Raw genomic sequence first — 22,233 nt, 5'->3', positions numbered from 1 at the left:
GGCGACCAGCCCACCGGAGGAGTCGAAGGGACTCAACCGGGGGCTGAGCCTTGGCCCTCCAAGGAGACTAACTCTGTAGAGGCTCAACGCGAGCGTTCACGGGACTCTGACGAACCCGACGAACTCGTACACGAACGAGTTCTAGAGTTCGCACAGAAGTACCCGGAACTGGCCGAGACGCCCCTGTGCGAAACACACGGGCGCAAGCTGAGACGCATCGTTACGGAAGCGGACTGGCGAGACCAGTGGGTCGAACCAGAACAGCCCACCGAAAACGCGTTCCAAGTGACGGAGCTAGCGAAACGTGAAGCCTCGACGTGGGCGGACGCTCTGAGTGCCTTCCTCACCGCGCACGCACGGTACGACGGACTCCGCGCCCGGTTCGCCAACGAGCAGGGCGACGAGTTCGAGATACCGCTGGTAGATGCGTGGGGAGAAGAGTACTCGAAGAAACAGTACGCACGGGCGATGGCGCTCCAGCGCCAGATGGCCGGTGGCGACCGACCGAGTGGCGGTGAATCAATCGCGGCGTGGGACTCGCCCGCGACCGCGATGCTCACCCTCACCGCGTCGTCGGTTCCTGACGGGACTCGGGTACCGCCGGTAGAACACGCTGACGCCGTACACGACTCGTTCTCGTACGACGGCGTGCGCGACACACTCCGCAACACGATGGAGTATCATCTCGGGCTCGACGCCGACCAGTGGGGCTACTGGCTACAGGCAGAGCCGCACGGAATGGGCGGCGACGGGAGCGGGATGAACGCGTGCTACACGCATCTCCACGTGGGCGTGTACTTCGATACGGAACCGCTGGGACTCGACGACGACCTGCACAGCGTCGGCTCCGAGTTCGAGCGGGTCATCGACAAACACGTCGAAGTGTGCGAGTACGCCGGTCGGTCGGCACACGACTACGATACGATAATCGACTACGTAGAGGAGTCGAACGGCTGTATCTCCCTGAACGCAAGCGTGGAGAACATGGGTTCGTACCTCGCGGCGTACATGGGCGGATACACCGAAGAACTCCTAGAGAAGCCAATCGAGTACCTCGCGTGGGGCTCGATTTACTGGTCGGCGGCGCGCCGTCGAACCTCACGCTCGAAGGTGCTCACCGAAGCGATTGCCGCGGACGCCTGCGAACAGCGGGCTGAGTCCGACGAGTCGAACCAGACCGACGCGCACGGCGACGCGGTCGTGTGGGACGACGGCCGTGGCCCTGATGTCGTCTGCGAGTGCTGTGGTTCTGGATGGGCGATAGACCAGTCACGGCTCGACGCGCCCGTCTCCGACGACGACCTGAGCGACGCCCTCGACGCCGAAGGGAAGTCGGACGAGACTGAGCGCGAGCTGACGCTGGCCGAACGCTGGCCGACCGCGACCGCGGCGGCGAGCGTCGGAGAGTCGACCACGAAGACTCGAATACGGAAGCGCGTCGAAGCGGAGTTGAAGTACTGTAACGATGTACCAACGGTAGCCGGAATGCTCGGTCGGAACATGATAGACCCGAAGCACGCCGAGTTTGTCGAATCGGTGATGAACGGCGAGGACGACTCCGAACCGGAATCGTTCCGCCGGGCGTCACTCGATTCCGAGTGGCACCTAGAGGCCATCGTCGACCGCGACGGCGAGGAGCACGCGCCGAACGGCGGCGGCGTCGACATGGCCCCGCTGAAGCTCCCGGTACAGCGCATCCTCGACGAGACGAGACTACAGCACAGTCTCGGACGTGGAGAGATGTGGCGGTGCTCGAAGTGTAACTTCGCGTACCACGACGACGGGACGATGCACGCACGTCACTTCGTCGGGGAGCACGGTATCACGGACCCAGAGAGCGCGGACCATGTCCTGCTGGTCGATGACTACTACGACGAAGACAGAGAGTGTATGCGGCACCCAGCGGAGCGGCACGACTCCAGATAAGGTGGCTTATCTGGAATCGTAATAGGATGCCAGATATGTTTCACAACTTATCAGACTCTTCCTGGTAGCTGGTTTTCGGGTTCTGTATATTTCATGAAACAGTCATGGCAGAGAATCTCACGTGGCTCTGGGTTGTTCGTGACTGGGTCAGTACTACCTTGAAATTGGTGACGTGTCGCAGGGAGTTGAATAGAGTATATGTGCTCATCGTTTTCGCAGTAGGCACAACTTCCAGGATTCACGTTTGTTTTCGTAGTGAGTATCTTTGAACACAGGTCACAAACGGATCCGACAAATTCGGAGTCAGGATCGAGTAAAGCGGTCATACTATTGGTCAATTCTCTACAGAAAATACAATTATCCATGGATAATGTTCGTGTTTTGACCGGTATAACGCTTTCTCCGAAACATGAAATATTCGATATGAATACGTGTGAAAATCAACAATGCTTAGTTAAGTCAATAACGGAGCCACCCACCCATCCACCCGCCCCCTTTACGGGTCAGGGTGGTGGGTGCTCACTCGTCGGCGTCGAGTTCGCTGGCGTCGAGTTCGCCTGAAACGTAGGCCTTGCCCAGCTCAGAAATCTCGTAGTAGCCTTCCTCACCGACCTTTTCGACGAGCCCGTACTTCTGCAGTCGCTGGAGTCGTCTCTTGATAGTCGAACGATGCGGAGAAGCAATCTCCCTACGTTCGAGGTTGAATAGAATCACCCGTGGTGGAACAGCGGCACCAGTATCGGCTAAGAACTGGAGGATAGGGTCGTCGTACTTGCTCCACCAAGTGGGTTGCACGTCCACAGGGACACAGGTTAGTTTCTTAATGCTCACGGAAATGATAAGTTAGCCCTGCATGTTGCAGGATGCAACGAACAGGGTTAGTTTTATTGCGCAGTCCCACCCAGAAGGAGAGTAACGGAAGCTACACGCGGACCTGACCGTGGTCGGGTCCATCCAGAATCAAAGCGGACCCAGTGTTGCACCACTGGCCCGCGGTGGCTCCCGTAAACAGCCTACGGAAGCATGTTCAACAACAATCCGAGGGGCCTTGAACCCCTACGAATCCCGGCAGAATCGACCTCGACGGCACGTCTGAGTTTCACTTTCGCTAGAACCTTCACTTTCACTCCGGGGAGTGGATTTGGGGTTTATACGTCTACCCACCAACGTCTCTCTCGGTTGAAGGTCCGGCACGGAGAGAAACAGTCTGACAGGACGCTCCCCGTGCGTTCCGGTCCCGATACCGAAGCCATCGAACCCAGAAATCAGGAATCCGGGAGTTTGGAGCCTCGGAACCAAGAACCCATGACACCCTACGAAAGCCCCCACCGTAAGCGTAGCGAACGGAGTGTAGCCGAACCGGAGGTGCGGCACGATGAGTAAGGAACTCACCGTGCTTCAGCTGTCCGAGGAACAGCGGGAAGCCCTCGCCGATGGTCGAAGCGCGACCTTCGGTTTCGACGAGTCGATTATCTTCGTGACGCCGGAGGAGATCGACGCGGAGAGACTGGCCGAGTTCCTCGACGCCGAGGTGAACACCCGGCGGGTGACGCGGGAGGTGCTGTGATGAGCGACGAACTGCGGGACCTCTCACCGCGTGAAGCGCGTGAGCGGTTCCTTGCTCGACGGGCGCAGACACAGGCGAAAGCGACGATTCGGTCGTACCGGAATCGGCTGAACGCGTTCGTTCACTGGTGCGAGTCGGAGAACGTGGAGTCGATGGCGGACTTGAACGGCTGGCTCGTCGACGAGTATCAGGCGTACCGTGAGAGACAGGGAATGTCGCCGTCGACGGTGAAGGGTGCGGTTGTCGCACTGCGGCAACTGGTGAAGTACTGCCACCGCATCGAGGCCGTAGACCCGGACCTGCTGGACAAAATCAAGGTGCCGAAGCTGTCGAAGGCCCAGCAGACCAGCGACGAGACGCTGGCCGCTGAGGACGCGCTGAACCTGCTGTCGATGTACCGTGAGTCTCGTCGGCTCTACGGAACGGCGTGGCACGCGTTTCTGGAGGTGACGTGGCACACGGGCGCTCGGATGGGCGGCATCCGGGCGCTCGACCTCGGCGATTTCGATAGGGAAGAACGGTCGCTGGAGTTCCGTCACCAGCCGGAGACTGAGACGCCGCTGAAGAACAAGGAGGACGGCGAGCGTGTCGTCGGTCTCCCTGAGCCAGTGGTCGATGCTCTCGACGAGTACATCGCTCGTGAGCGGTCGGACAAGCGCGACGAGTATGGGCGTCAACCGCTGTTCTCCTGCCGACAGGGGCGACCGTCGCGGACGACGATTCGGTCGTGGTCGTACCTCGGGACGCAACCGTGTCTGTACAGAGATTGCCCCCACGGTCGGGAGCGTCACGCGTGTTCGTACACGACTCGCGGCGCTGGAAGCAAGTGCCCGTCTTCTCGGTCGCCGCACGCGATTCGGACGGGGTCGATTACGTGGCAACTCGACCGCGGTGTGCCTATCGAACTGGTGGCTGAGCGTGTGAACGCGACGCCTTCGACGATTCGGCGGTACTACGATAAGGCGGACGTGCACGAGCGGTTCCGTGAGCGGCGTCGTGAACTGAGCGCATCTCTCGACATCCAGAACCATGACTGAGGGATGCGAGAGTTCGGCAGTTTCACGGGGCACCGTGCCGCTGTCTGCCGATTTTACTCAACCCTCCGGCCCCATACCTAAAATAACCTTTTCGTAGGGAGTAATAAAGGAAGAGAGCAACCGCGCTCACCTTACGTTAGTCCCCTCTCAGGCGGTGATTCCGCGTGAGTCTCGCGCCCTCGAAGCGCGCGGGAGAACGCGCTGAAGCAGACCAGATCCAGCGCGTCGACGGCTTCGAAGCCGCACCGAAGTCGAAGGCGACCCGTCGTCGGTATCTCGGTGCGCTCGAACGGTACCGACTCATCGAACAAGAAGGCGCGACGCGAGGGACCCGGTATCGACTCGTCGAGCCGTGAGTGACAAAACGGTTAATACTGTCAAGGCGATACGCCCTTACAACGCATGTCCGCTGACAAACGAATCCCGGTGACCGAAGAGACTCGGGAGGAACTTCACGAACTGAAAAAGCCGGGGCAGACATACGACGATCTCCTCAAGGAACTTGCCCAAAGTCGTCGTCGTGAGGACCTCGAAAAGCGCTTCCAAGAGTTGGAGGACGCAGATAGTGATGATCTAACCTCTCTTGAGGATGTCTGAGGACGACCACGCTGTTCTTCTTGCTGATCAACCACGCGAGTTCTTGAATGTCGCCGATGAGAAGACGACACGAATTTGCAAGGAGAAGCTGGGGTACCTGAGTGAGAACCCATATCCGGGGCGCGGACGCGGGGATAAAGAGAAGTTGCCCATCGACGGGCGACGCGATAGGTTCCGAATGCACGTCTCGCGGACCTACACAGCGATTTACACCGTCTTGGAAGAGGAAAGAGAGGTTCGCATCCTCGAGATATTACCAATCGATGATGCCCACAAGCGATACGACTTCTGACAATCTATTAACGATCCCAATCCAGCGGTAGGAATCCTCGCGCCTCAGCGCGGGAGGTGGTCAATCTCACAGGCTACGGCGTGGCGGCACCGACGTTGTTGTTCGAGTCCTTGAACGGAAGGTCGATTTTGAGGCCGTCGTAGGTGAGTATGGGTTTCTTCGGGAGTCCCGGCCCATCGCCTTCGAAGTCGATGACACCGATGTCGGCCAGCTCAGTCAGGTTCCGGTGAACCTGCTTGTAGTCACGATTCACCAACTCCGCGGCTTCGCGGATGCTGTCTGGCTCGGACTCGGAAATCGCCTCTAGCAGTTCGAGGTTCTTCGGGCTGAGCAGTCGACTGAGTTCTTCGAACGAGTCGAAGTTCAGCACCGGCTGAGCGTCTTCGAGTTCTTCGCCTGCTTGAGCCGCCTTGAGCCGCTGTCTCGTACTTTTATCGAGGTTGTTCCCCTCTCCAACCGTCACTTTGAGCTTCATCATGTCTGTCTCCTTGCCGTGATCTCTCACGTTTCCCAGTCCCAAGAGATGGACGACATCTCCTCGGCCTCTTCTTTGAACCGGTCGTAGAGCGTCAGCATCCCAGGGAAGTCGATTATCTCGACTTCGGACCCGGCATGTCGCTCATTACCACGCTGCGCCCGTGGTCTGATTTACTCAGTTGTTCGTTTGAACAGTGCAGTGAAGACGACACCAACGCTGGCTAGTTCTAAGGCCATAGCGCCTAGCTCAGAACTGAGCGCAACGTCAACAACGTGCGGTAAGTAGTCGAGCATTTTGATGAGTACCCCCTGAGATGACCTTCGGCCGAGGTAGTGGTAATACTTCTTCTAAATTGACCAATCATTGTACAGACATTGATCAGACTGTCCCGTTCTGCACACCTATCTACCGGTTGATTCAATCGAGCATTCTTAAACTGAATGAGCGGGCCGTGCTGAACACATCTCTCTGTCCGAGTCACGCGATCTCTGTCAGTTCCTAATGACTTCGACAGGCTCGATCTAACTGATTCGCTCACCTTGCCAATCGACAGACTGCGCTAGGATTCGTTCATTCGCCCAGTTTCGCTCATTCGAAAGAAGAGACGCGAGAACGCGACAAAACCGGGGATCAGAACGTCGAATCCCTCCGGGCCACTCTAATATTAATTCTACCGCAGGGTTTTATCACGGAGTAGCGACGCTCTCGGGGAGGTTTACCACCACTCCGGGAGGTACGTTCTCCCCCAGAACCACGAACCCGTACTCACAGGAGAAGCGCGAGAGAGCCCAGCACAGCGCCCGCGGCCACGACGACCACCAAGCGAAGCGCCTGTTCGTCGTCCACGCGGAAGACGCCGGACGCCATCACCGAAACGAACCCACCGAGGAGCGCGCCCCGGAGAACCCCGGCCGCGCCAGCGACCGAGTCCGCCGGAACCGACACGCTGAGCGCAACCAGTCCCGCGAGTCCGACGAGAACCAACGCGCCGTCACGGCGGAGATTCCGCGACTGTTTCTCCATGCGTCGCAACCTCTGTCGCTCGTTTGAAAAGAATTGGCGCCCGACCCGGAAGATATTACCACAAAAATACCAATCAATTATAGCCGCTCGGGGTGACGGCGCGGTATGGTACGGGACACAGCGCATCGACTCGCCGAGTACCTGAGCAGGCGCATCGGCGACGAACTCCGGACGGTCGTCATCGCCGATGGCGACGGGTACGAACTGGAATACATCCGCGACGACCTCTCGGAGCGGTACACCGAACGGACGCTGGCCGACGTCGTCTCCGACCTCCGGGTCGAAACGCCGCTTTCGGCTCCCAGCGTCGACTCGCCGCCCGCCGGCGAGCGCCGCGCCGTCGTCTACTACTACGAGAACGCGTTCGTCCTGCAGTTTCCCTTCTCCGAGACGGAGCGAATCATCATCAGTGTCGGAACCGACGCGGGGACCGACCTGCTTTGGTTCATCGAGGACTGCCGGCGCATCGTCGACCGGAGCGGCTGAGTGCCGGGGCGGTCGCGTCGCGGCCCCGCCGACCGCGGCGACGTCGCCGCTGCACAACGATTTTCTCTCCCGCGCCCGAGGGGTGAGTGATGGAACTCGTCTCTGTCGCCGCGCTCGCCGAGAACCGCGTCATCGGCCGCGACGGCGAACTCCCGTGGCCGAGCATTCCCGCCGACAAAGCGCAGTACCGCGCCCGCATCGCCGACGACCCGGTCGTCCTCGGCCGGACGACGTTCGAGTCGATGCGCGACGACCTGCCGGGGAGCGCCCAAATCGTCATGAGCCGAAGCGAACGGTCCTTCGCGGTCGACACCGCCCACCGCGCGGCGAGCGTCGAGGACGCGGTCGACATCGCGGAGTCGCTGGGCGCGGAGACGGCCTACGTCATCGGCGGCGCCGCCATCTACGCGCTGTTCCAGCCCCACCTCGACCGGATGGTGCTGAGCCGCGTCCCCGGCGAGTACGAGGGCGACGCGTTCTATCCCGAGTGGGACGACGACGAGTGGGTACTCGACGTCGCGACCGACTACGAGGGCTTCACGCTCCAAGAGTGGGTCCGGGCCGACCGCGACTGAGGTCGGGGCCACGCCAGCACGGCCGGCGTCCGCGTACCTCGCGGCGAGGGTCGCTGGGGCGCGTAGCTTGATACGCCGGAGGGCCGTAGCGGGCGACGATGCGCCCGAACGTCGACACGCGGATTCTCGCGCTCGCGCTGGCCCGGATGGTCGACGCCCTCGCCAACTCGTTTCTGGTCGTCGTCCTCCCGTTGTACATCGGGAGCCAGTTGGTGTCGATGCCGTCGTTCGTCGGGACGACGCTCCCGCTCGGCCCCGTCGGGTTGCCCCTCTCGACCGAGCTCCTCATCGGCGTCGTGCTCTCGCTTTTCGGCTTTCTCAACAGCTTGAGCCAGCCGTTCACGGGGTCGCTGTCGGACCGGACGGGACGGCGGCGGGTCTTTCTCCTGACCGGCCTCGCGCTCGTCGCCGTCGGGAGCGCCGGCTACCTCGTGTTCGCGGACTACGGCTCGATACTCGTCATGCGCGCGTTGCAGGGCATCGGCGCGGCGTTTACCATCCCGGTCACGGTGGCGCTCGTGAACGAACTCTCCGGGGAAGACGAACGCGGCGGCAACTTCGGCCTGTTCAACACCTTCCGACTGCTCGGCTTCGGGACCGGCCCGCTCGTCGCCGGCGGCGTGGTCACCGCCGGCCCCTACTCGGTCGCCGGCGTCGAGCTATCCGGCTTCGACGCCGCGTTCCTCGTCGCCGTCGTCGGCGCGGCGGTCAGTTTCGTCCTCATCGTACTGCTCATCGAGGACCCCGAACGGACCGACAGCGAGGCGGCCGACGACATCTCGCTTTCGGTGCGGAACCCAGACGGGTCAGGCCTCGACCCGGTGTTCGCCCTCGGCGTCGCCACCGTCGTGATGGCGCTGAGCATCGCCATGTACGCCCCGCTGGCCAACGTCATCAACGAGCACCTCGACCAGGGGACGTTCCTGTTTTCGGTGCAGTTCGGCGCGACGGTCCTCGCCAACGTGGTCTTCCAGTACCCCATCGGCCGACTGAGCGACCGCTACGGGCGGCGGCCGTTCCTCGTCGGCGGCTTCGTCCTCCTGTTGCCGACGACGCTCGCACAGGGGTTCGTCCAGACGCCGGGGCTGATGATTCTCGCGCGGTTCCTGCAGGGCGTCGCGGTCGCGGCCGTCTTCGCCCCCTCGCTCGCCCTCGCGGGCGACCTCGCCAAGGCGGGCCAGTCGGGGTCGACGCTCTCGATTCTCACGATGGGGTTCGGCCTCGGCGTCGCCATCGGCGCGCTGTTCTCGGGCGTCCTCGTCGGCTTCGGCTTCGCGGTCCCCTTCGTGGCCGCGACCGCGCTCGGCGCGGTCGGGCTCTTCCTCGTTTACACGCAGGTCGGAGAAACCGTCGATGCCGACGGCGGTGGCGGCGGTGGCGGTGGCGGTCCCGCGCCCGCCGGCGGCTAATCGCGGTTCGGATGCGACGCCGCGTCTGCATCCCCAACGATATCGAGCAGGAACGAGCGAATCGTCGCCGCCGTCTCGTCCCACGTCGGGTGCGCGAGGAATCGGTCGCGGGCCGAAAGCGACAGCGACTGCAGTCGCCGCCGATTCCGACACAGCGGGGCCACCGCGTCGGTGATTTCGGCCGAGTCGGTCGGGTCCACGAGGAAGCCGTTCTCGCGGTGCGCGACGAGTTCGCCCGCGCCGCCGGCCGACGAGACGAGCGCCGGGAGGCCGAACCCCATCGCCTCGACCGCGGCGATGCCGAACCCCTCGTAGTGCGAGGGGAGCGCGAACAGGTGGGACTCCCGGAGCGTCGCCGCGAGGTCGGCGTCCGAGAGCCGGCCCGCGAAGGTCACGCGGTCGTCGATGCCGCGGTCAACGGCGAGCGTCGAGAGGGAGTCGGCGTAATCGCCGTCGACCGGCGCGCCGACGACGGTTAGCTCCCAGTCGCCGCGGACGCGGGCGAGGCCGCGGAGCAGGCCGTCGACGTTCTTCCGCGGTTCGAGGTTGCAGACCGTGACGATTCGGAGCGGGCCGTCGGCGGCGCGCGCCCGTATCTCGTCGTCGCCGAGGGGCGCGCCGAACGACGAAAAGCGGTCGCCGGCCGGGTGCGCCACGACGCTCGGTTCGGGGTCGGTGACGGCCGCGACCGTCCGTTTCGTCGTCTCGCTGTTGAACACGAACGCGTCGGCGGAGCGGAGATACCGGCTCTCGACGGCGCGTCTGGCGCGTCGTCGCCACCACCGAAACCGCTCCAGCGAGTGGAGGTGGTGGACGACCGAGACGACCGGAACGCCGTCGTCGAGCAGGGCGTTCGCGCCGACGAGCGAGGGGTGACACAGTTCGTCCTGTAGGAGCACGTCGGCGTCGAGGCTCCGGAGGCGGCGGACGGCGGTGAGGTTGTCTCGGAGTCTCGTTCGGTACGGCCGCTCGGGGAGCGAGACGACGGTCACGTCGTCGCCGGCGGCGCGGAGTCCGCGGACGAGTTCGGAGTCGTAGCGATAGCCGCCGGAGCGACCGTCGAGCGGGCCGTAGACGACGAGTCCGACACGCACGTCAGAGCGGGGTCTCGTAGGTCGCGCTCGCCACGTCGTCCTCCCAGACGCGGACCGAGACGTGCTGGGGCGCGTCGAGAGAGGCCGCCTCGACGAACCGCTCGCACACCTCGCGGGCGAACCGCTCGACGCTCGGGTTCTCCCCCGCGAACTCCACGAGCTCGTTCATCGTCTCGTCGCGGTAGCGGGACAGCGTCGCGTCCAGCGCGGCCTTCACGTCGTCGATGTCGACGAGGTAGCCGTACTCGTCGAGCTCCGGCCCCGAGAGTTCGACCTCGACGGTGAACGCGTGGGAGTGCAGCTCACCCTCCGGGCCGGGGTTCGGAACCGTCAGGTAGTGCTGGGCGATGAGGTCCCTGCGGACCGAGACGCGGTACATGAACTGTCAACAGTTCCGGTAGGTAAAGAGGATTTGGACGGCCTCGTCGGGGGCGTCTTCGAGGAGTCGGTAGGCCCGCGCGGCTTCGTCGACGTCGATTCGATGGGTCACGAGCGGGTCGAGCGGGAGGTCTTCGAGGTGGTCCCACGCCAACGAAAAGCGGCGGTCGGCGTCCCAGCGCCCGCGGAGGTCGGGGTCGATGGTGCTGACCTGACTGCTCTCGACGCTGATGCGCGAGCGGTGAAATCGCCCGCCGAGGTCGAGCGTGGCGGGCTTGGTGCCGTACCACGACCCGACGACGACCCGGCCGTCGTACCGCGTCACCGACAGCGCGTCGTCGAGCGCGTCGGGGTCGCCCGAGAGTTCGAGCGTCAGGTCGGCCCCGTCTGCGGGCGCGTCCAGCGACTCGGGGTGGACGGCCTCGTCGGCACCGAGGCTCTCGGCGATGGTCCGGCGCTCGGCCACACAATCGACCGCGGTCAGACTGCCCAGCGGGAACGCCGCGAGGAGCGCGGTGGTCACGAGCCCGACGACGCCCTGTCCGAAGACGACGACGTGCTCGCCGATGAGCGGCCGACCGTCCATCACGAAGTTGAGCGCGGTCTCCATCGTCGGCAGGAGGGCGGCGCGCTCGTCTGGCACGTCGTCGGGGACGGTGATGAGTTCCGACGGGGACGCGAGAAAGCGGCTCTCGTGGGGGTTGAACGCGAAGACGCGGCTTCCGAGCCGCGAGTCGGGCACGCCGTCGCCGACGGCCTCGATTTCGCCGACGGCGGCGTAGCCGTAGCGGAGCGGAAACGAGAGGTCGCCGTCGAGCGCCGCGATTGACTCGTCGGCGGCGAGGTCGGTCGGGGCCTCGCCGCGGTAGACGAGCCGTTCGGTCCCGGAACTCACGGCGGAGGTCAGCGTGCGGACCCGGACCTCGCCGGGGTCGGGCGCGGGCACGTCGCGGTCGCGGACCTCGACGCGTTCGGGGGCCACGAAGTAGACCGCGCGACCCTCCATCGCTCAGTCGTCTGCGGTCTCGACGGCGGCGTCGGCGAACTCGACGGTCGTGCCGCGGTGGCGGCAGTCTTCGAGCGCGTGCTTCGCCGCGAAGCCGGCCTCGTGGGCGTTCGACGCCGTGCCGACGCCGACTTTGAGTTCCACGTCCGCCTCGGCCTCGACGTGGTCGATGGCGTCGCGGTACTGGTCTTCCGTGAGGTCGGGCGTGACCGAGATGATGTTGTCGCCGCCGACGAAGAACGACAGCGCGCCGTGTTCCTCCCGCAGGTGGCGCATGAGCGACGCGTAGCCCTGTTCGATGTGGATGAACGTGTCGAACTCGTTGAGGCGGTCGGTGTACTTGCCCGTCGCGTCGTTCACGTCGAAGTGCGCGATTTGGAGGTCGGTGTCCGAGCGGTCGGCCTCTGGGAGGGTCTCACCGGAGAGGACTTCGCGGCGGTCGCCGTCCTGTGCGCTCCCGACGCGCTGGATGCGGTCGGTGGCGCGTTCGAGCGCCACCGCGGGCGACCGGTCGACGCCGATGCCGAGACTGAGCGTCACGGGATAGCGGTTCGCGATAGACTCCTGCAGCAGTTCGTGGTCGTCGCGGTCGAGCCCGTTCGTGACCGCGACCATGTTGTCGAACCGGGTGAAAAACGCGTACCCGTCGCGAGCGCCGACGAACTGGGCCAAGTCGGCGAAGAGCCGCGACTGGAGCGTCTGGAGGTCCATCTCCCGCCGCGGGTCCGGAGTGACCGTCCACGGCCCGTAGTTGTCGATTTGGACGAGTGTCAGCTGCGTGTTCGTCACGGTAGACGAGTGGGGCGACGCGCATATTGGTCTTTGGTTCTGTGACGGTTCCGCCGCAACCCCGGAGACGGTTCAGCCCTCCGACTCCCGGAGCGTCCGACTGGCGACGACGTCGAGGACCGCCCACGTCGCGAGCCACACGCCGACCGACAGGAGGAGGAGGGCCGTCGTCGACAGCAACGGGCCGACGACGGAGACCGTGGCCACGATGGAGTAGGTCAGAAACACCGCGACCATCGCGGTCACGAGCCCGTAGACGCCGATGGGGCTGTTGCCGGTCGCCGGGCCGCGGAGCCACCCGACCAGCCGCTTCGAAGAGACATCCATACAGTGACATATGCCACCGTGGAACATAACGGTTCTCTCGGGCGAACGTTCAACAGCCCCGGTTCCCTACCGAGGACGATGGACTACAGAGGAGTGGTTCTCGACGTCGACGGAACCGTCGTTCGCGGTGACGAAGCGATTCCGGGCGCGCTCGACGGCCTCGCCGCCGTCGACGCCGCCGGGCTCGACCGGCTGTTCGTCTCGAACAACCCGACGAAAGCGCCCGTCGCCTACGAGGCGCGGCTCCGTCGGGCCGGCATCGACGCGACCGCCGACGAAGTCGTCACCTCCGGCACGACGACGACGGCGTACCTCGCCGACAGACATCCCGGCGCGCGGACCTTCTGCATCGGCGAGTCGGGCTTCCGCGACCAGCTTCGAGACGCCGGCCTCGAACTCGTCGGGCCGGGCGACGAGCCCGAAGTCGTCGTCGTCGCCATCGACCGCGAGTTCCACTACGACGACCTCCGCGACGCCAACAGCGCGCTCCGGTCCGGGGCCGCCTTCTACGGCACCGACCCCGACGTCATCATCCCGACCGCCGACGGCGACATCCCCGGGTCGGGCGCGATTATCAACGCCGTCGCGGGCGTCGCCGAGCGCGACCCCGAGGCGATTCTCGGCAAGCCCTCGAAGGTCGCCCAGGAGTTCGTCCTCGACAAGTTGGACCTGCCGCCCGAGGAGGTCCTCATCGTCGGCGACCGCCTCGACACCGACATCGCGTTCGGCCTCGACGCGGGTATGGGAACCGCGCTGGTCCGAACCGGCGTGACCGACGACGCGGCGCTCGCGGCGAGCGACTACGAACCCGACTTCGTCCTCGACGGCCTCGGCGACATCGGGCGCATCGTCTCGAAGTAGGCGCATCGTCTCGGCGCACCCCGGTTCGACCGCGAGAGCCGGCGACTCTCGACATCTCGGCCGCCGCTCCCCGCCTGCACAATCATTATCGTTCTGACGCGACAACTACTGGTCGGGTGAAGCCCATGTCCGGAAAGAAGATTCTGCTCCTCGCCGGCGACTTCGTCGAGGACTACGAGATTATGGTACCGTTTCAGGCGCTCCAGATGGTGGGTCACGAGGTCCACGCGGTGTGTCCCGAAAAGGAGGACGGCGACCGGTGTAAGACCGCCGTCCACGACTTCCGCGGCGACCAGACGTATCTGGAGACCCGCGGCCACGACTTCGCGCTGAACGCGACGTTCGCCGACGTGGACCCCGCCGACTACGACGCGCTCGTCGTCCCCGGCGGGCGCGCGCCGGAGTACCTCCGCGGCTACGACGAGGTCCTCGACGCCGTCCGGCACTTCTTCGACGAGGGGAAGCCGGTCGCCGCAATCTGCCACGGCCCGCAGATTCTCGCCGCCGCGGGCGTCCTCGACGGCTACGAGATGACTGCCTACCCCGCCGTCCGCGCGGAGGTCGAGCGCGCGGGCTGTTCGTGGGTCGACGAGGTGACCGTGGACGGCAACCTCGTCACCGGACAGGCGTGGCCCGACCACCCCGAGTGGCTGGCGGCGTTCCTCGACGTGCTCGGCACCGAAATCAGCCACGAACCGGCCGCAGCGGCCGCCGACGACTGATTCGCCGAACCGCTCACACGATATCGCGTGTGAGAATGTCTGACAAAGATTTTTATTAGGGGCGACGAAGGGAGTGGTATGGAAGAGCCGAACAGCCCGTACTTCCGCGAACAGGTCGACGACGTCGTCGAATCGGACCCCCAAGACCGCGAGGTTATCATCGTGGAAGGCGAGGCTATGAGTCTTCGAAGCTATAAGAAGCGCCGCTACTGACCCGGCGGGCGCGGTTCAGCGTCCGCCGCGACACCCGTCGCTGGCGGCGTCGATTTCTGCGAAAGAATGGATACGTGTCGGCGCGAGCCGCGAGCGACGCTTAGAACGCGTCGCCGACGACGGTCACGTCGGCCTGCAGCTCGTCGCGGAGGGCGTCGTGGACGTGGCAGATGTCCTCGGCGAGTTCCGTGATCTCGGCGAACTCGTCGTCCGAGAGGTCGGACTCCACGTAGACGTCGAAGCTGATGCTCGTGAGGTCGTCGCCGTCGTCGAGGTCGGCGTCGGCGTCGATCTGGACCTTACCGAGGTCGTCGAAGCCCGTCTTCTGACCGCCGACGCGGAACGCGGGGAGGAAACAGGAGGCGTACGTCGCGACGAGCGCGGCGTTCGGGTTCGGTCCCGTCTCGTCGGTGGCGTCGATCTGGAGGTCGAAGTCGCCGACCTGGCTCGTGCATGCGAAACCGTCCTCGCTGACAGTAGAGGTCTGGATGTCGGACATTCATTCCGAGGAAAGGAGCGACCGACCCTAAAAGTTCCTCAATAGGACAACGGTGTGCACAAGCGCCGACCCCAAAACGGGTCGCCGCCGACCGGGGGCCGGGGTTATTCGAGCGTGAACGATGCGTCGCCGTCGAGGGCGTGGACCTCGGCCTGACTGCCGGCGGCTTTCACCTCGCGCTCGAAGTCGCGCACGTCGATTTCGATGGCCGGGAACGTGTTGTAGTGCATCGGGAACACGTGGTCGACGCCGAGCCAGTCGGCGGCGACTGCGCCCTGCCACGGCCCCATCGTGTAGTGGTCGCCGACCGGGAGCGCGGCCGCGTCGGGTTCGAAGTAGGCACCGAAAATCTCGCGCATGTCGGTCATGAGTCCCGTGTCGCCGGCGTGGTAGAACGTCGTCGACTCGTCGTCGGACTCCTGTGTCGGCACCGTGTCGCTGATCATGTAGCCGCCGGGCATCCCGGCCTCGTGCTCGTAGCCGGTGTTGATGCCGTTGGTGTGGTCGGCGCGGACCATCGTGACGAACGCGTCGCCGAGTTCGACCGTCCCGCCGATGTTCATCCCGATGGTGTCGTCGACGCCCATCTCGGCTTCGACGTAGCCGGTGAGTTCGGGCGTGCCGACGACCGTCGCGCCGTCGAACTCGCCTGCGTGGGCGATGTGGTCCGCGTGCCCGTGGGTGAGAAGCACGTAGTCCGGCGTCTCCACGTCGCTCGGGTCGAGTGACGTGGCGGGGTTGTCGAAAAAGGGGTCGATGAGAAGCGAGGTGTCTCCGACCGTGACGTACCACGTCGAGTGACCGTGCCAGGTGAGTTCCATAGCACTCGGTTGTTACATGCGAAATACACAAAAAGTTATTCGCAGGGGGCGGTGTGACCGCTTTTCGGCGGGCCCGCTCGTCGGGGTTCTCTCGGTGTCGTTCGACGGGACAGCCCCGCCGCTCTCGCGTCGATTTCGACAGTAAAATCGGCCGCCGGAGTCCACTCGAACGAACTGTCCGGGGCGGCCGATACACGTCCGTCATCCCACGACTACAAAAGCGATGAGAATCGTGCAAGAATGTCTCACGTCACCGGCCGTCCCGCGCGATGTAAAAACCTATCACGCCCCCCGCCGAGGCGTGGGGCATGCATCACGCTCGATTCCGCGACCCCGCGGGCGCAGTCCGAACCGGCGAGTGGCACGGCGATTCCGTCTCTTTCGGCGGCGAGGACTACGACCTCGACGAGGTCGAGGTACTCCCCCCGTGCGAGCCGTCGAAAATCGTCTGCATCGGCCGCAACTACGCCAAGCACGCCGAGGAGCGCGACGAGGAGGTCCCCGACCGACCGCTTCTGTTCCTCAAGCCGCCGAACGCGGTCGCCGGCCACGGCGACACCGTCACGCTCCCCGCGGGCAAGGAGAACGTCGAACACGAGGCCGAACTCGCGGTCGTCATCGGCGAGCAGTGCCGGAACGTCGCCCCCGAGGACGCCGAGGACGTCATCGCGGGCTACACCGTGATGAACGACGTGTCCAACCGCGACGACCAGGACATCGAAACGAACTGGGTCCGCGGGAAGGCGTTCGACGGCTCCGCCCCGCTCGGACCGGTCCTCGCCGACCCCGACCACCTCCCCGAGGACGCGAGCATCTCGCTCCGCGTGAACGGCGAGACGCGACAGGACTCCAGCATCGAACACCTCATCTTCTCGATTCCCGACCTCGTCGCCGAAATCACGACCTACATGACGCTCGAACCCGGCGACGTCATCTCGACCGGAACGCCCGAGGGCGTCGGCCCGCTGGAAGACGGCGACACCGTCGAAGTCGAAGTCGAGGGCGTCGGCGTCCTCGAACACGACGTGCGACAGGACTGAGCGCGACCGGCATCTCGTTTTTTCGTCGCCGAGTCACAACCCGACCGCATGCGTGTCCCTCGAATGACACTCGTCGGCGTCGCGATACTCGCACTCAGCGCCGTCGTGGGCGTCGTTCTCCTTCCCGCGCTTCCCCCCTCGGTCGCGGTTCACTTCGGAACCGGGGGCGAACCCGACTCCTTCGTCGCCGCCCCGCTCGGCGTGTTTCTGGTCCCGACCATCGGCGTCGGCGCGCTCCTCGTCACCCGGTTCGCCGGGGCGACGGCCATCGGCGATAGCGTCCCGCCCGTCTTCGATACGGTGCTGGCGACGTTTCTCGCGTACGTGCAGGCGCTCGTCCTCGCGTACAACCTCGGCGCGCGGTTCGATATGCCCGTCGCGGTCGTCACGTTCGGCGCCGTCGCGGGCGTCGTTCTCGACCGCGCGGGGTGAGAGGACAAACCCTATAATTAGGCTGGCCTAATCCCCGTCGAATGCGACTGACCCGACGGGACGCGCTGGCCGTGCTCGCCGGTCTCGGCGTCACCGCCGGGGCCGTCTCGCTGACGCAGTTCGACCCGTCGACCGCCGATTCGACCGGTGAGGGGCGCGGTTCGGGCGGCGAGCGCGGTGGTGACGGCGACGGTGACACCCCACCGACCGCGGTGCGCGAGACGATGGTCGCCGCCGGCGAGGTGGTCTACCCGAGCGCCGTCGAAGGAATACCCGAGTTCGTCGAGACCTACGTCGTCGGCCGCGCCCGCGACGACGCGCGCCGGGATGCGATGGTCGACGCCGTGGCCGAGTTAGACGGCGTGGCCCGCGACTGGGAGAACGCGGCCTTCGCCGACCTGCCGGCGGGCGACCGCGACCGCCTCCTGCGCGAACTCGGCGTCAACACCGCCGACCCGGTTCCGGACGGGACGCTCTCGGAGCGCCTCCGGTTTCACGTCGTGAACGAACTGCTGTACGCCTTCTACGCCTCGCCGACCGGCGGCCGCCTCGTCGGCATCGAGAACCCCATCGGCCACCCCGGCGGAACCGAGAGCTACCGGCGGGCGACGATGGACGGGGGCGAGGCAACCGACTCCGGCGGTGAGAGCGATGGATAGAACGCCCGTCGCCGACGCCGACGTGTGCATCGTCGGTGCGGGACCCGCCGGCGGTATCGTGGCCCACCGCCTCGCAGAGTCGGGGGCGTCGGTCGTCGTCCTCGAAGCCGGACCGCGGTTCGACGGCGACAGGCGGGAGCAGTTGGAACAGCACATCCGCCCCGGCCTCGGCGGCCCGTGGGAGATGGGCGGCCCGCGGGACGCGTTTTCCTCCTCCGGCGACTCGTTTTACCCGCTGAACGCCGCCCGGGTGAAGGGCGTCGGCGGGTCGACGCTCCACTGGCAGGGGATGGTGATGCGCCTCCACGAGCGCGACTTCGAACTCGACTCCAGACACGGCGTCGGAGTCGACTGGCCAATCGGCTACGACGACCTCCGGCCGCACTACGCCGCCGCGGAGCGCGAGTTGGGCGTCGCCGGCGCGGCCGACAACCCCTACGCGCCGCCGCGGGACGAGCCCTATCCGCTTCCCGCCTTCCGGCCGTCGCACTCGGACTCCATCTTCGCCGAGGCCTGCGAACGCCTCGGCATCGACATGCACTCGGTCGGCAACGCCCGCAACTCCGAGCCCTACGACGACCGGTCGCCCTGCGTCGGCTACGGGACGTGCAAGCCGGTGTGTCCCTCGGGTGCGAAGTACACCGCCGAATCCCACGTCGAGAAGGCCGAAGCCGCCGGCGCGCGGGTCATCGACCGGGCGCGGGTCCGGCGACTCGAACACGACGCGGCCGGCGAGCGCGTCGTCGCCGCGGCCTACACGACGCCCGACGGCGAGACCCACAGGCAGGCGGCGACCCGGTTCGTCCTCGCCTGCGGCGGCGTCGAGAACATCAGACTGCTCCTGCTTTCGGCGTCCGACCGCCACCCCGACGGCCTCGCCAACTCCTCGGGGGCGGTCGGCCGGTACTTCATGGACCACCTGTTCGCCGGGATGGGCGGCCGCCTCGACCGGCCCACGCGGCAGAACCACGTCGGCTTCAACACCAGCGAGTGCCACCAGTTCTACGACGACGCCGAGCCGGTCAACGGCCTCAAACTGGAGTTTCTCAACTACGCCGGCCCGTCGCCGGTCATCGACGCCCTCGCCGCCGACACGTGGGGCGACGACCTGCTCGACCAACTGGACGAGCGCTACGGCACGCACGTCTCGATGGGCGCGCTGGTCGAACAGCTTCCCCGCGAGGACAACTACGTCGGCCTCGACCGGGAGACGACCGACGACCTCGGCGACCCCGTCCCCGAGATACACTGGTCGGTCGACGAGCGGACGAGGGCCGCACTCTCGCGGGCCAACGAGATTCAGACGCGGGTGCTGGACGAACTCGGCGTCGAGGACCGCTGGACCGTCGGCCCCGACGAGACCGGCCCCGCGTACCACCACATGGGGACGACGCGGATGGGCGACGACCCCGCATCGAGCGTCGTGGACGCCGACTGCCGCGCCCACGACCTCGACAACCTCTGGATTTCGGGGTCGAGCGTCTTCCCGACCGGCGGCGCGATGAACCCGACGCTCACCATCGCGGCGCTCTCCCTCCGGCTCGCCGAGTCGCTCCGGGCCGAACTCGGGTGACGGCCGTCGGCGTGTCCGTTCCGTCTGCGCCGACCCGGAGTACGCACGCTTAAGAACCGCGACCCGCATTTTCCGACCATGCAACCACGGGACCTCTCCGCGCACGCTCCCTACGTACCCGGCCGCGGGACAGAGGAGGTCGCCCGCGAACTCGGGATGGACCCCGAGGACCTGACGAAACTCTCCTCGAACGAGAACCCCCACGGCCCGAGCCCGAAGGCGGTCGCCGCCATCGAGGACGCCGCGCCGACCGTGAGCGTCTACCCGAAGACCGCCCACACGGACCTGACCGAACGTCTCGCCGACAAGTGGGGCCTCGAATCCGAACAGGTGTGGGTGTCGCCCGGGGCCGACGGCTCCATCGACTACCTGACCCGCGCGATGCTCGAACCCGACGACCGGATTCTCGAACCGTCGCCCGGCTTTTCGTACTACTCGATGAGCGCCCGCTACCACCACGGCGACGCCGTCCAGTACGAGGTGTCGAAGGGCGACGACTTCGAACAGACCTCCGACCTCGTCCTCGACGCCTACGACGGCGAGCGCATGGTCTACCTCACGACGCCGCACAACCCGACGGGGTCCGTGTTCCCCCGCGACGAACTCGGCGAACTCGCCGAGTCCGTCGAGGACAACACGCTCCTCGTCGTCGACGAGGCCTACGGCGAGTTCGCCGAGGAGCCGTCGGCCATCGACCTCCTCTCGGAGTACGACAACATCGCGGTCCTGCGGACGTTCTCGAAGGCGTACGGGCTGGCCGGGCTCCGCATCGGCTACGCCTGCGTGCCCGAGGCGTGGGCCGACGCCTACGCCCGCGTGAACACGCCGTTCGCCGCCAGCGAGCTCGCCTGCCGCGCCGCGCTCGCCGCGCTCGACGACGAGGAACACGTCGAGAAATCCGTCGAGTCGGCCCGGTGGTCCCGCGGGTACCTCCGCGAACGGCTCGACGCGCCGACGTGGGAAAGCGAGGGCAACTTCGTCCTCGTCGAGGTCGGCGACGCCACCGCCGTCACCGAGGCCGCCCAGCGCGAGGGCGTCATCGTCCGCGACTGCGGGAGCTTCGGCCTGCCGGAGTGCATCCGCGTCTCCTGCGGCACCGAAGCCCAAACCAAGCGCGCCGTGGACGTGCTCAACCGCATCGTCTCGGAGGTGCCGCCGGCGTGAGAGTCGTCGTCACCGGCACGCCCGGCACCGGCAAGACCACGGCGACAGAGCGCGTCGCCGATGACCTCGACCTCGACGTGGTCCACCTCAACCGACTCGTCAAGGACGAGGGGCTGTGGACCGAGCGCGACGAGGACCGCGACACGCTCGTCGTCGACCTCGACGCCGCCCGCGACCACCTCGGCGACTGGGACGGCGTCGTCGAGAGCCACCTCGCACACCACTTCGAGGCCGACCGCGTGGTCGTGCTTCGGTGTCGCCCCGATATCCTCGAACAGCGACTCCTCGACCGCGGCGAGTCGGAGGCCAAGGCGCGCGAGAACCGCGAGTCCGAGGCGCTGGACGTGATTCTCGGCGAGGCCGTCGAGTTCCACGGCGAGGACGCGGTGTACGAAATCGACACGACCGACCGCGACCCCGACGCCGTCGCCGACGACATCGCGGCGGTCGTCGCGGGCGAGCGCAACCCCTCGGCGGGGACCGTCGACTTCATCGAATATCTATGACGCTCGACCAGTACCGCGACACCGCCGACAAACTGCTCGCCCCGTTCGTCTCCGTCGCCGACGCCGTCGGCCTCTCGCCGAACGGCGTGAGCGTCGTCGCCTTCGGGTTCGCCGTCGCCGCCGGCGTCGCCTTCGGCCTCGCCGACCCGCTTTGGTACGGCCTCGGCGCGGTGTTCGTCTTCTGCAACGGCTGGCTCGACCTCGTCGACGGCGCGCTCGCCCGCGAACAGGGCGTCTCCTCGAAGGCCGGCGACCTGCTCGACCACGTGCTCGACCGCTACGCCGACATCGTCGTCCTCGTCGGTCTCGCCGCCGGTATCGACTCGTTCGCGCTGGGCCTCGCCGCCGTCACGGGCGTCCTCATGACCTCCTACCTCGGCACGCAGATTCAGGCGGTCGGCCTCGGGCGCGCCTACGGCGGCCTCGTCGGCCGCGCCGACCGACTGGCGCTGATGGGTCTCGTCGGCCTCGCGGCCGCCGTCTACCCCGACGCCGTCGGCGGGCTGACGCTCGTCGGCTGGCTCCTCGTGTTCTTCGCCGTCGTCGGTCACCTCACCGCAGTCCAGCGCTTCTGGGGCGCGTGGGGCGACTTGACGTAACCCCGTTCGACTGCCCGAGGATGTTGCCCGGGAACGCGGATTTATGTATTTCAGATCACCATCTGAGAACGAATTGAATGATGCACAACTGCGCAGTATACTCTCATATACTCGCGCAATCTCACCGCGCGTCCCCACGATGCCCGTTTTCTCTAACCGA

General features: G+C 65.8%; 29 protein-coding genes and 1 pseudogene. 19 read left to right on the top strand and 11 right to left on the bottom strand.

The window, feature by feature from the left end:
• Positions 1-285 precede the first annotated feature (285 nt).
• Positions 286-1,926, top strand: a complete 1,641-nt coding sequence (locus BN996_RS08425; RefSeq protein ID WP_089778219.1) for a hypothetical protein — start codon at positions 286-288, stop codon at positions 1,924-1,926.
• Between the two features lie 519 nt (positions 1,927-2,445).
• Here BN996_RS08425 and BN996_RS08420 read toward each other — a convergent pair.
• A complete protein-coding gene (locus BN996_RS08420) occupies positions 2,446-2,757 on the bottom strand; it encodes a helix-turn-helix domain-containing protein (RefSeq protein ID WP_226908724.1) in 312 nt (103 codons plus the stop codon).
• Positions 2,758-3,301: 544 nt separating this feature from the next.
• Between BN996_RS08420 and BN996_RS08415 the strand changes: the two genes are divergently transcribed.
• The 5 genes from BN996_RS08415 to BN996_RS08395 all read left to right on the top strand — a co-directional run bounded on the left by BN996_RS08415 (position 3,302) and on the right by BN996_RS08395 (position 5,419).
• Complete coding sequence (locus tag BN996_RS08415) at positions 3,302-3,493, top strand: hypothetical protein (RefSeq protein ID WP_006600359.1); 192 nt, start codon at positions 3,302-3,304, stop codon at positions 3,491-3,493.
• Positions 3,493-4,530 carry a tyrosine-type recombinase/integrase gene (locus BN996_RS08410; protein WP_006600358.1) on the top strand — a complete coding sequence of 346 codons (1,038 nt, stop codon included), beginning with the start codon at positions 3,493-3,495 and terminating at the stop codon, positions 4,528-4,530. The genes BN996_RS08415 and BN996_RS08410 overlap by 1 nt, the downstream gene beginning before the upstream one ends.
• Positions 4,531-4,694: 164 nt before the next feature.
• Complete coding sequence (locus BN996_RS20505) at positions 4,695-4,886, top strand: hypothetical protein (protein ID WP_089778217.1); 192 nt, start codon at positions 4,695-4,697, stop codon at positions 4,884-4,886.
• A 46-nt stretch (positions 4,887-4,932) separates the two neighbouring features.
• Positions 4,933-5,127, top strand: a complete 195-nt coding sequence (locus BN996_RS08400; protein WP_042663455.1) for a DUF7557 family protein — start codon at positions 4,933-4,935, stop codon at positions 5,125-5,127.
• Entirely contained in the window at positions 5,120-5,419 is a 300-nt protein-coding gene (locus BN996_RS08395) for a plasmid stabilization protein (protein WP_089778215.1), read from the top strand. Before BN996_RS08400 ends, BN996_RS08395 begins: the two co-directional genes overlap by 8 nt.
• Positions 5,420-5,492: 73 nt before the next feature.
• On the opposite strand, the gene BN996_RS08390 is transcribed toward BN996_RS08395, so the two are convergent.
• The 3 genes and pseudogenes from BN996_RS08390 to BN996_RS08385 form a co-directional block, all read right to left on the bottom strand.
• Positions 5,493-5,897, bottom strand: a complete 405-nt coding sequence (locus BN996_RS08390; protein WP_089778213.1) for an HVO_A0114 family putative DNA-binding protein — start codon at positions 5,895-5,897, stop codon at positions 5,493-5,495.
• Positions 5,898-5,920: 23 nt separating this feature from the next.
• Positions 5,921-6,049 (bottom strand): annotated as a pseudogene (locus BN996_RS20900) (toxin-antitoxin system TumE family protein); the annotation flags it as partial.
• Positions 6,050-6,662: 613 nt separating this feature from the next.
• Complete coding sequence (locus BN996_RS08385) at positions 6,663-6,920, bottom strand: hypothetical protein (RefSeq protein WP_089778211.1); 258 nt, start codon at positions 6,918-6,920, stop codon at positions 6,663-6,665.
• 105 nt (positions 6,921-7,025) lie between these two features.
• On the opposite strand from BN996_RS08385, the gene BN996_RS08380 reads away from it, so the two are divergent.
• From BN996_RS08380 to BN996_RS08370, 3 genes are all read left to right on the top strand, one after another.
• The gene (locus tag BN996_RS08380) at positions 7,026-7,406 is read left to right on the top strand and encodes a DUF7522 family protein (protein ID WP_042663850.1); all 381 of its coding nucleotides are present in this window, start codon (positions 7,026-7,028) and stop codon (positions 7,404-7,406) included.
• An 89-nt stretch (positions 7,407-7,495) separates the two neighbouring features.
• Positions 7,496-7,981: a dihydrofolate reductase HdrA gene (gene hdrA, locus BN996_RS08375; protein ID WP_089778209.1), complete on the top strand. Its 486-nt coding sequence runs from the start codon at positions 7,496-7,498 to the stop codon at positions 7,979-7,981.
• A gap of 98 nt (positions 7,982-8,079) precedes the next feature.
• Entirely contained in the window at positions 8,080-9,390 is a 1,311-nt protein-coding gene (locus BN996_RS08370) for an MFS transporter (protein WP_089778207.1), read from the top strand.
• On the opposite strand, the gene BN996_RS08365 is transcribed toward BN996_RS08370, so the two are convergent.
• From BN996_RS08365 to BN996_RS08345, 5 genes are all read right to left on the bottom strand, one after another.
• A complete protein-coding gene (locus tag BN996_RS08365; protein WP_089778205.1) occupies positions 9,387-10,484 on the bottom strand; it encodes a glycosyltransferase family 4 protein in 1,098 nt (365 codons plus the stop codon). The genes BN996_RS08370 and BN996_RS08365 overlap by 4 nt on opposite strands.
• A gap of 1 nt (position 10,485) precedes the next feature.
• Positions 10,486-10,863: a 6-pyruvoyl trahydropterin synthase family protein gene (locus tag BN996_RS08360; protein WP_042663854.1), complete on the bottom strand. Its 378-nt coding sequence runs from the start codon at positions 10,861-10,863 to the stop codon at positions 10,486-10,488.
• A 6-nt stretch (positions 10,864-10,869) separates the two neighbouring features.
• Positions 10,870-11,868, bottom strand: a complete 999-nt coding sequence (locus tag BN996_RS08355; protein WP_089778203.1) for a zinc-binding dehydrogenase — start codon at positions 11,866-11,868, stop codon at positions 10,870-10,872.
• 3 nt (positions 11,869-11,871) lie between these two features.
• The gene (locus BN996_RS08350; RefSeq protein WP_089778202.1) at positions 11,872-12,657 is read right to left on the bottom strand and encodes a GTP cyclohydrolase III; all 786 of its coding nucleotides are present in this window, start codon (positions 12,655-12,657) and stop codon (positions 11,872-11,874) included.
• Between the two features lie 72 nt (positions 12,658-12,729).
• Positions 12,730-12,984: a hypothetical protein gene (locus BN996_RS08345; protein WP_042663858.1), complete on the bottom strand. Its 255-nt coding sequence runs from the start codon at positions 12,982-12,984 to the stop codon at positions 12,730-12,732.
• Positions 12,985-13,062: 78 nt separating this feature from the next.
• On the opposite strand from BN996_RS08345, the gene BN996_RS08340 reads away from it, so the two are divergent.
• The 3 genes from BN996_RS08340 (at position 13,063) to BN996_RS20665 (ending at position 14,780) form a co-directional block, all read left to right on the top strand.
• The gene (locus tag BN996_RS08340) at positions 13,063-13,845 is read left to right on the top strand and encodes an HAD-IIA family hydrolase (protein ID WP_089778200.1); all 783 of its coding nucleotides are present in this window, start codon (positions 13,063-13,065) and stop codon (positions 13,843-13,845) included.
• A gap of 125 nt (positions 13,846-13,970) precedes the next feature.
• On the top strand, positions 13,971-14,567 hold the full coding sequence (locus BN996_RS08335; protein ID WP_042663859.1) for a DJ-1/PfpI family protein: 597 nt from the start codon (positions 13,971-13,973) through the stop codon (positions 14,565-14,567).
• Between the two features lie 78 nt (positions 14,568-14,645).
• On the top strand, positions 14,646-14,780 hold the full coding sequence (locus tag BN996_RS20665) for a hypothetical protein (protein WP_004968055.1): 135 nt from the start codon (positions 14,646-14,648) through the stop codon (positions 14,778-14,780).
• A 100-nt stretch (positions 14,781-14,880) separates the two neighbouring features.
• Here the strand turns inward: BN996_RS20665 and BN996_RS08330 are convergent, their stop codons facing one another.
• Complete coding sequence (locus BN996_RS08330; RefSeq protein WP_006600356.1) at positions 14,881-15,279, bottom strand: OsmC family protein; 399 nt, start codon at positions 15,277-15,279, stop codon at positions 14,881-14,883.
• 104 nt (positions 15,280-15,383) lie between these two features.
• Positions 15,384-16,100: a metal-dependent hydrolase gene (locus BN996_RS08325; protein ID WP_089778198.1), complete on the bottom strand. Its 717-nt coding sequence runs from the start codon at positions 16,098-16,100 to the stop codon at positions 15,384-15,386.
• A 308-nt stretch (positions 16,101-16,408) separates the two neighbouring features.
• Here BN996_RS08325 and BN996_RS08320 point away from each other — a divergent pair, with 308 nt between their 5' ends.
• The 7 genes from BN996_RS08320 to BN996_RS08290 all read left to right on the top strand — a co-directional run bounded on the left by BN996_RS08320 (position 16,409) and on the right by BN996_RS08290 (position 22,073).
• A complete protein-coding gene (locus tag BN996_RS08320; protein WP_089778196.1) occupies positions 16,409-17,140 on the top strand; it encodes a fumarylacetoacetate hydrolase family protein in 732 nt (243 codons plus the stop codon).
• Positions 17,141-17,203: 63 nt separating this feature from the next.
• Positions 17,204-17,572 carry a DUF1648 domain-containing protein gene (locus BN996_RS08315; RefSeq protein WP_089779886.1) on the top strand — a complete coding sequence of 123 codons (369 nt, stop codon included), beginning with the start codon at positions 17,204-17,206 and terminating at the stop codon, positions 17,570-17,572.
• 41 nt (positions 17,573-17,613) lie between these two features.
• Positions 17,614-18,231, top strand: coding sequence for a gluconate 2-dehydrogenase subunit 3 family protein (locus BN996_RS08310; protein ID WP_089778195.1), 618 nt, complete (start codon positions 17,614-17,616; stop codon positions 18,229-18,231).
• Positions 18,224-19,804, top strand: a complete 1,581-nt coding sequence (locus BN996_RS08305) for a GMC family oxidoreductase (protein WP_089778193.1) — start codon at positions 18,224-18,226, stop codon at positions 19,802-19,804. The genes BN996_RS08310 and BN996_RS08305 overlap by 8 nt, the downstream gene beginning before the upstream one ends.
• Before the next feature lie 78 nt (positions 19,805-19,882).
• On the top strand, positions 19,883-20,968 hold the full coding sequence (gene hisC, locus BN996_RS08300; protein ID WP_089778191.1) for a histidinol-phosphate transaminase: 1,086 nt from the start codon (positions 19,883-19,885) through the stop codon (positions 20,966-20,968).
• Complete coding sequence (locus BN996_RS08295; RefSeq protein ID WP_089778189.1) at positions 20,965-21,474, top strand: adenylate kinase family protein; 510 nt, start codon at positions 20,965-20,967, stop codon at positions 21,472-21,474. The genes hisC and BN996_RS08295 overlap by 4 nt, the downstream gene beginning before the upstream one ends.
• The gene (locus tag BN996_RS08290) at positions 21,471-22,073 is read left to right on the top strand and encodes a CDP-alcohol phosphatidyltransferase family protein (RefSeq protein ID WP_007273592.1); all 603 of its coding nucleotides are present in this window, start codon (positions 21,471-21,473) and stop codon (positions 22,071-22,073) included. The genes BN996_RS08295 and BN996_RS08290 overlap by 4 nt, the downstream gene beginning before the upstream one ends.
• Positions 22,074-22,233: the final 160 nt, after the last annotated feature.

This window comes from Haloferax massiliensis, assembly GCF_001368915.1.
Taxonomy (GTDB): Archaea; Halobacteriota; Halobacteria; order Halobacteriales; family Haloferacaceae; genus Haloferax; species Haloferax massiliensis.
Note: the sequence above shows the minus strand (reverse complement) of the source record. Positions and strands in the feature narration are given on the sequence as shown.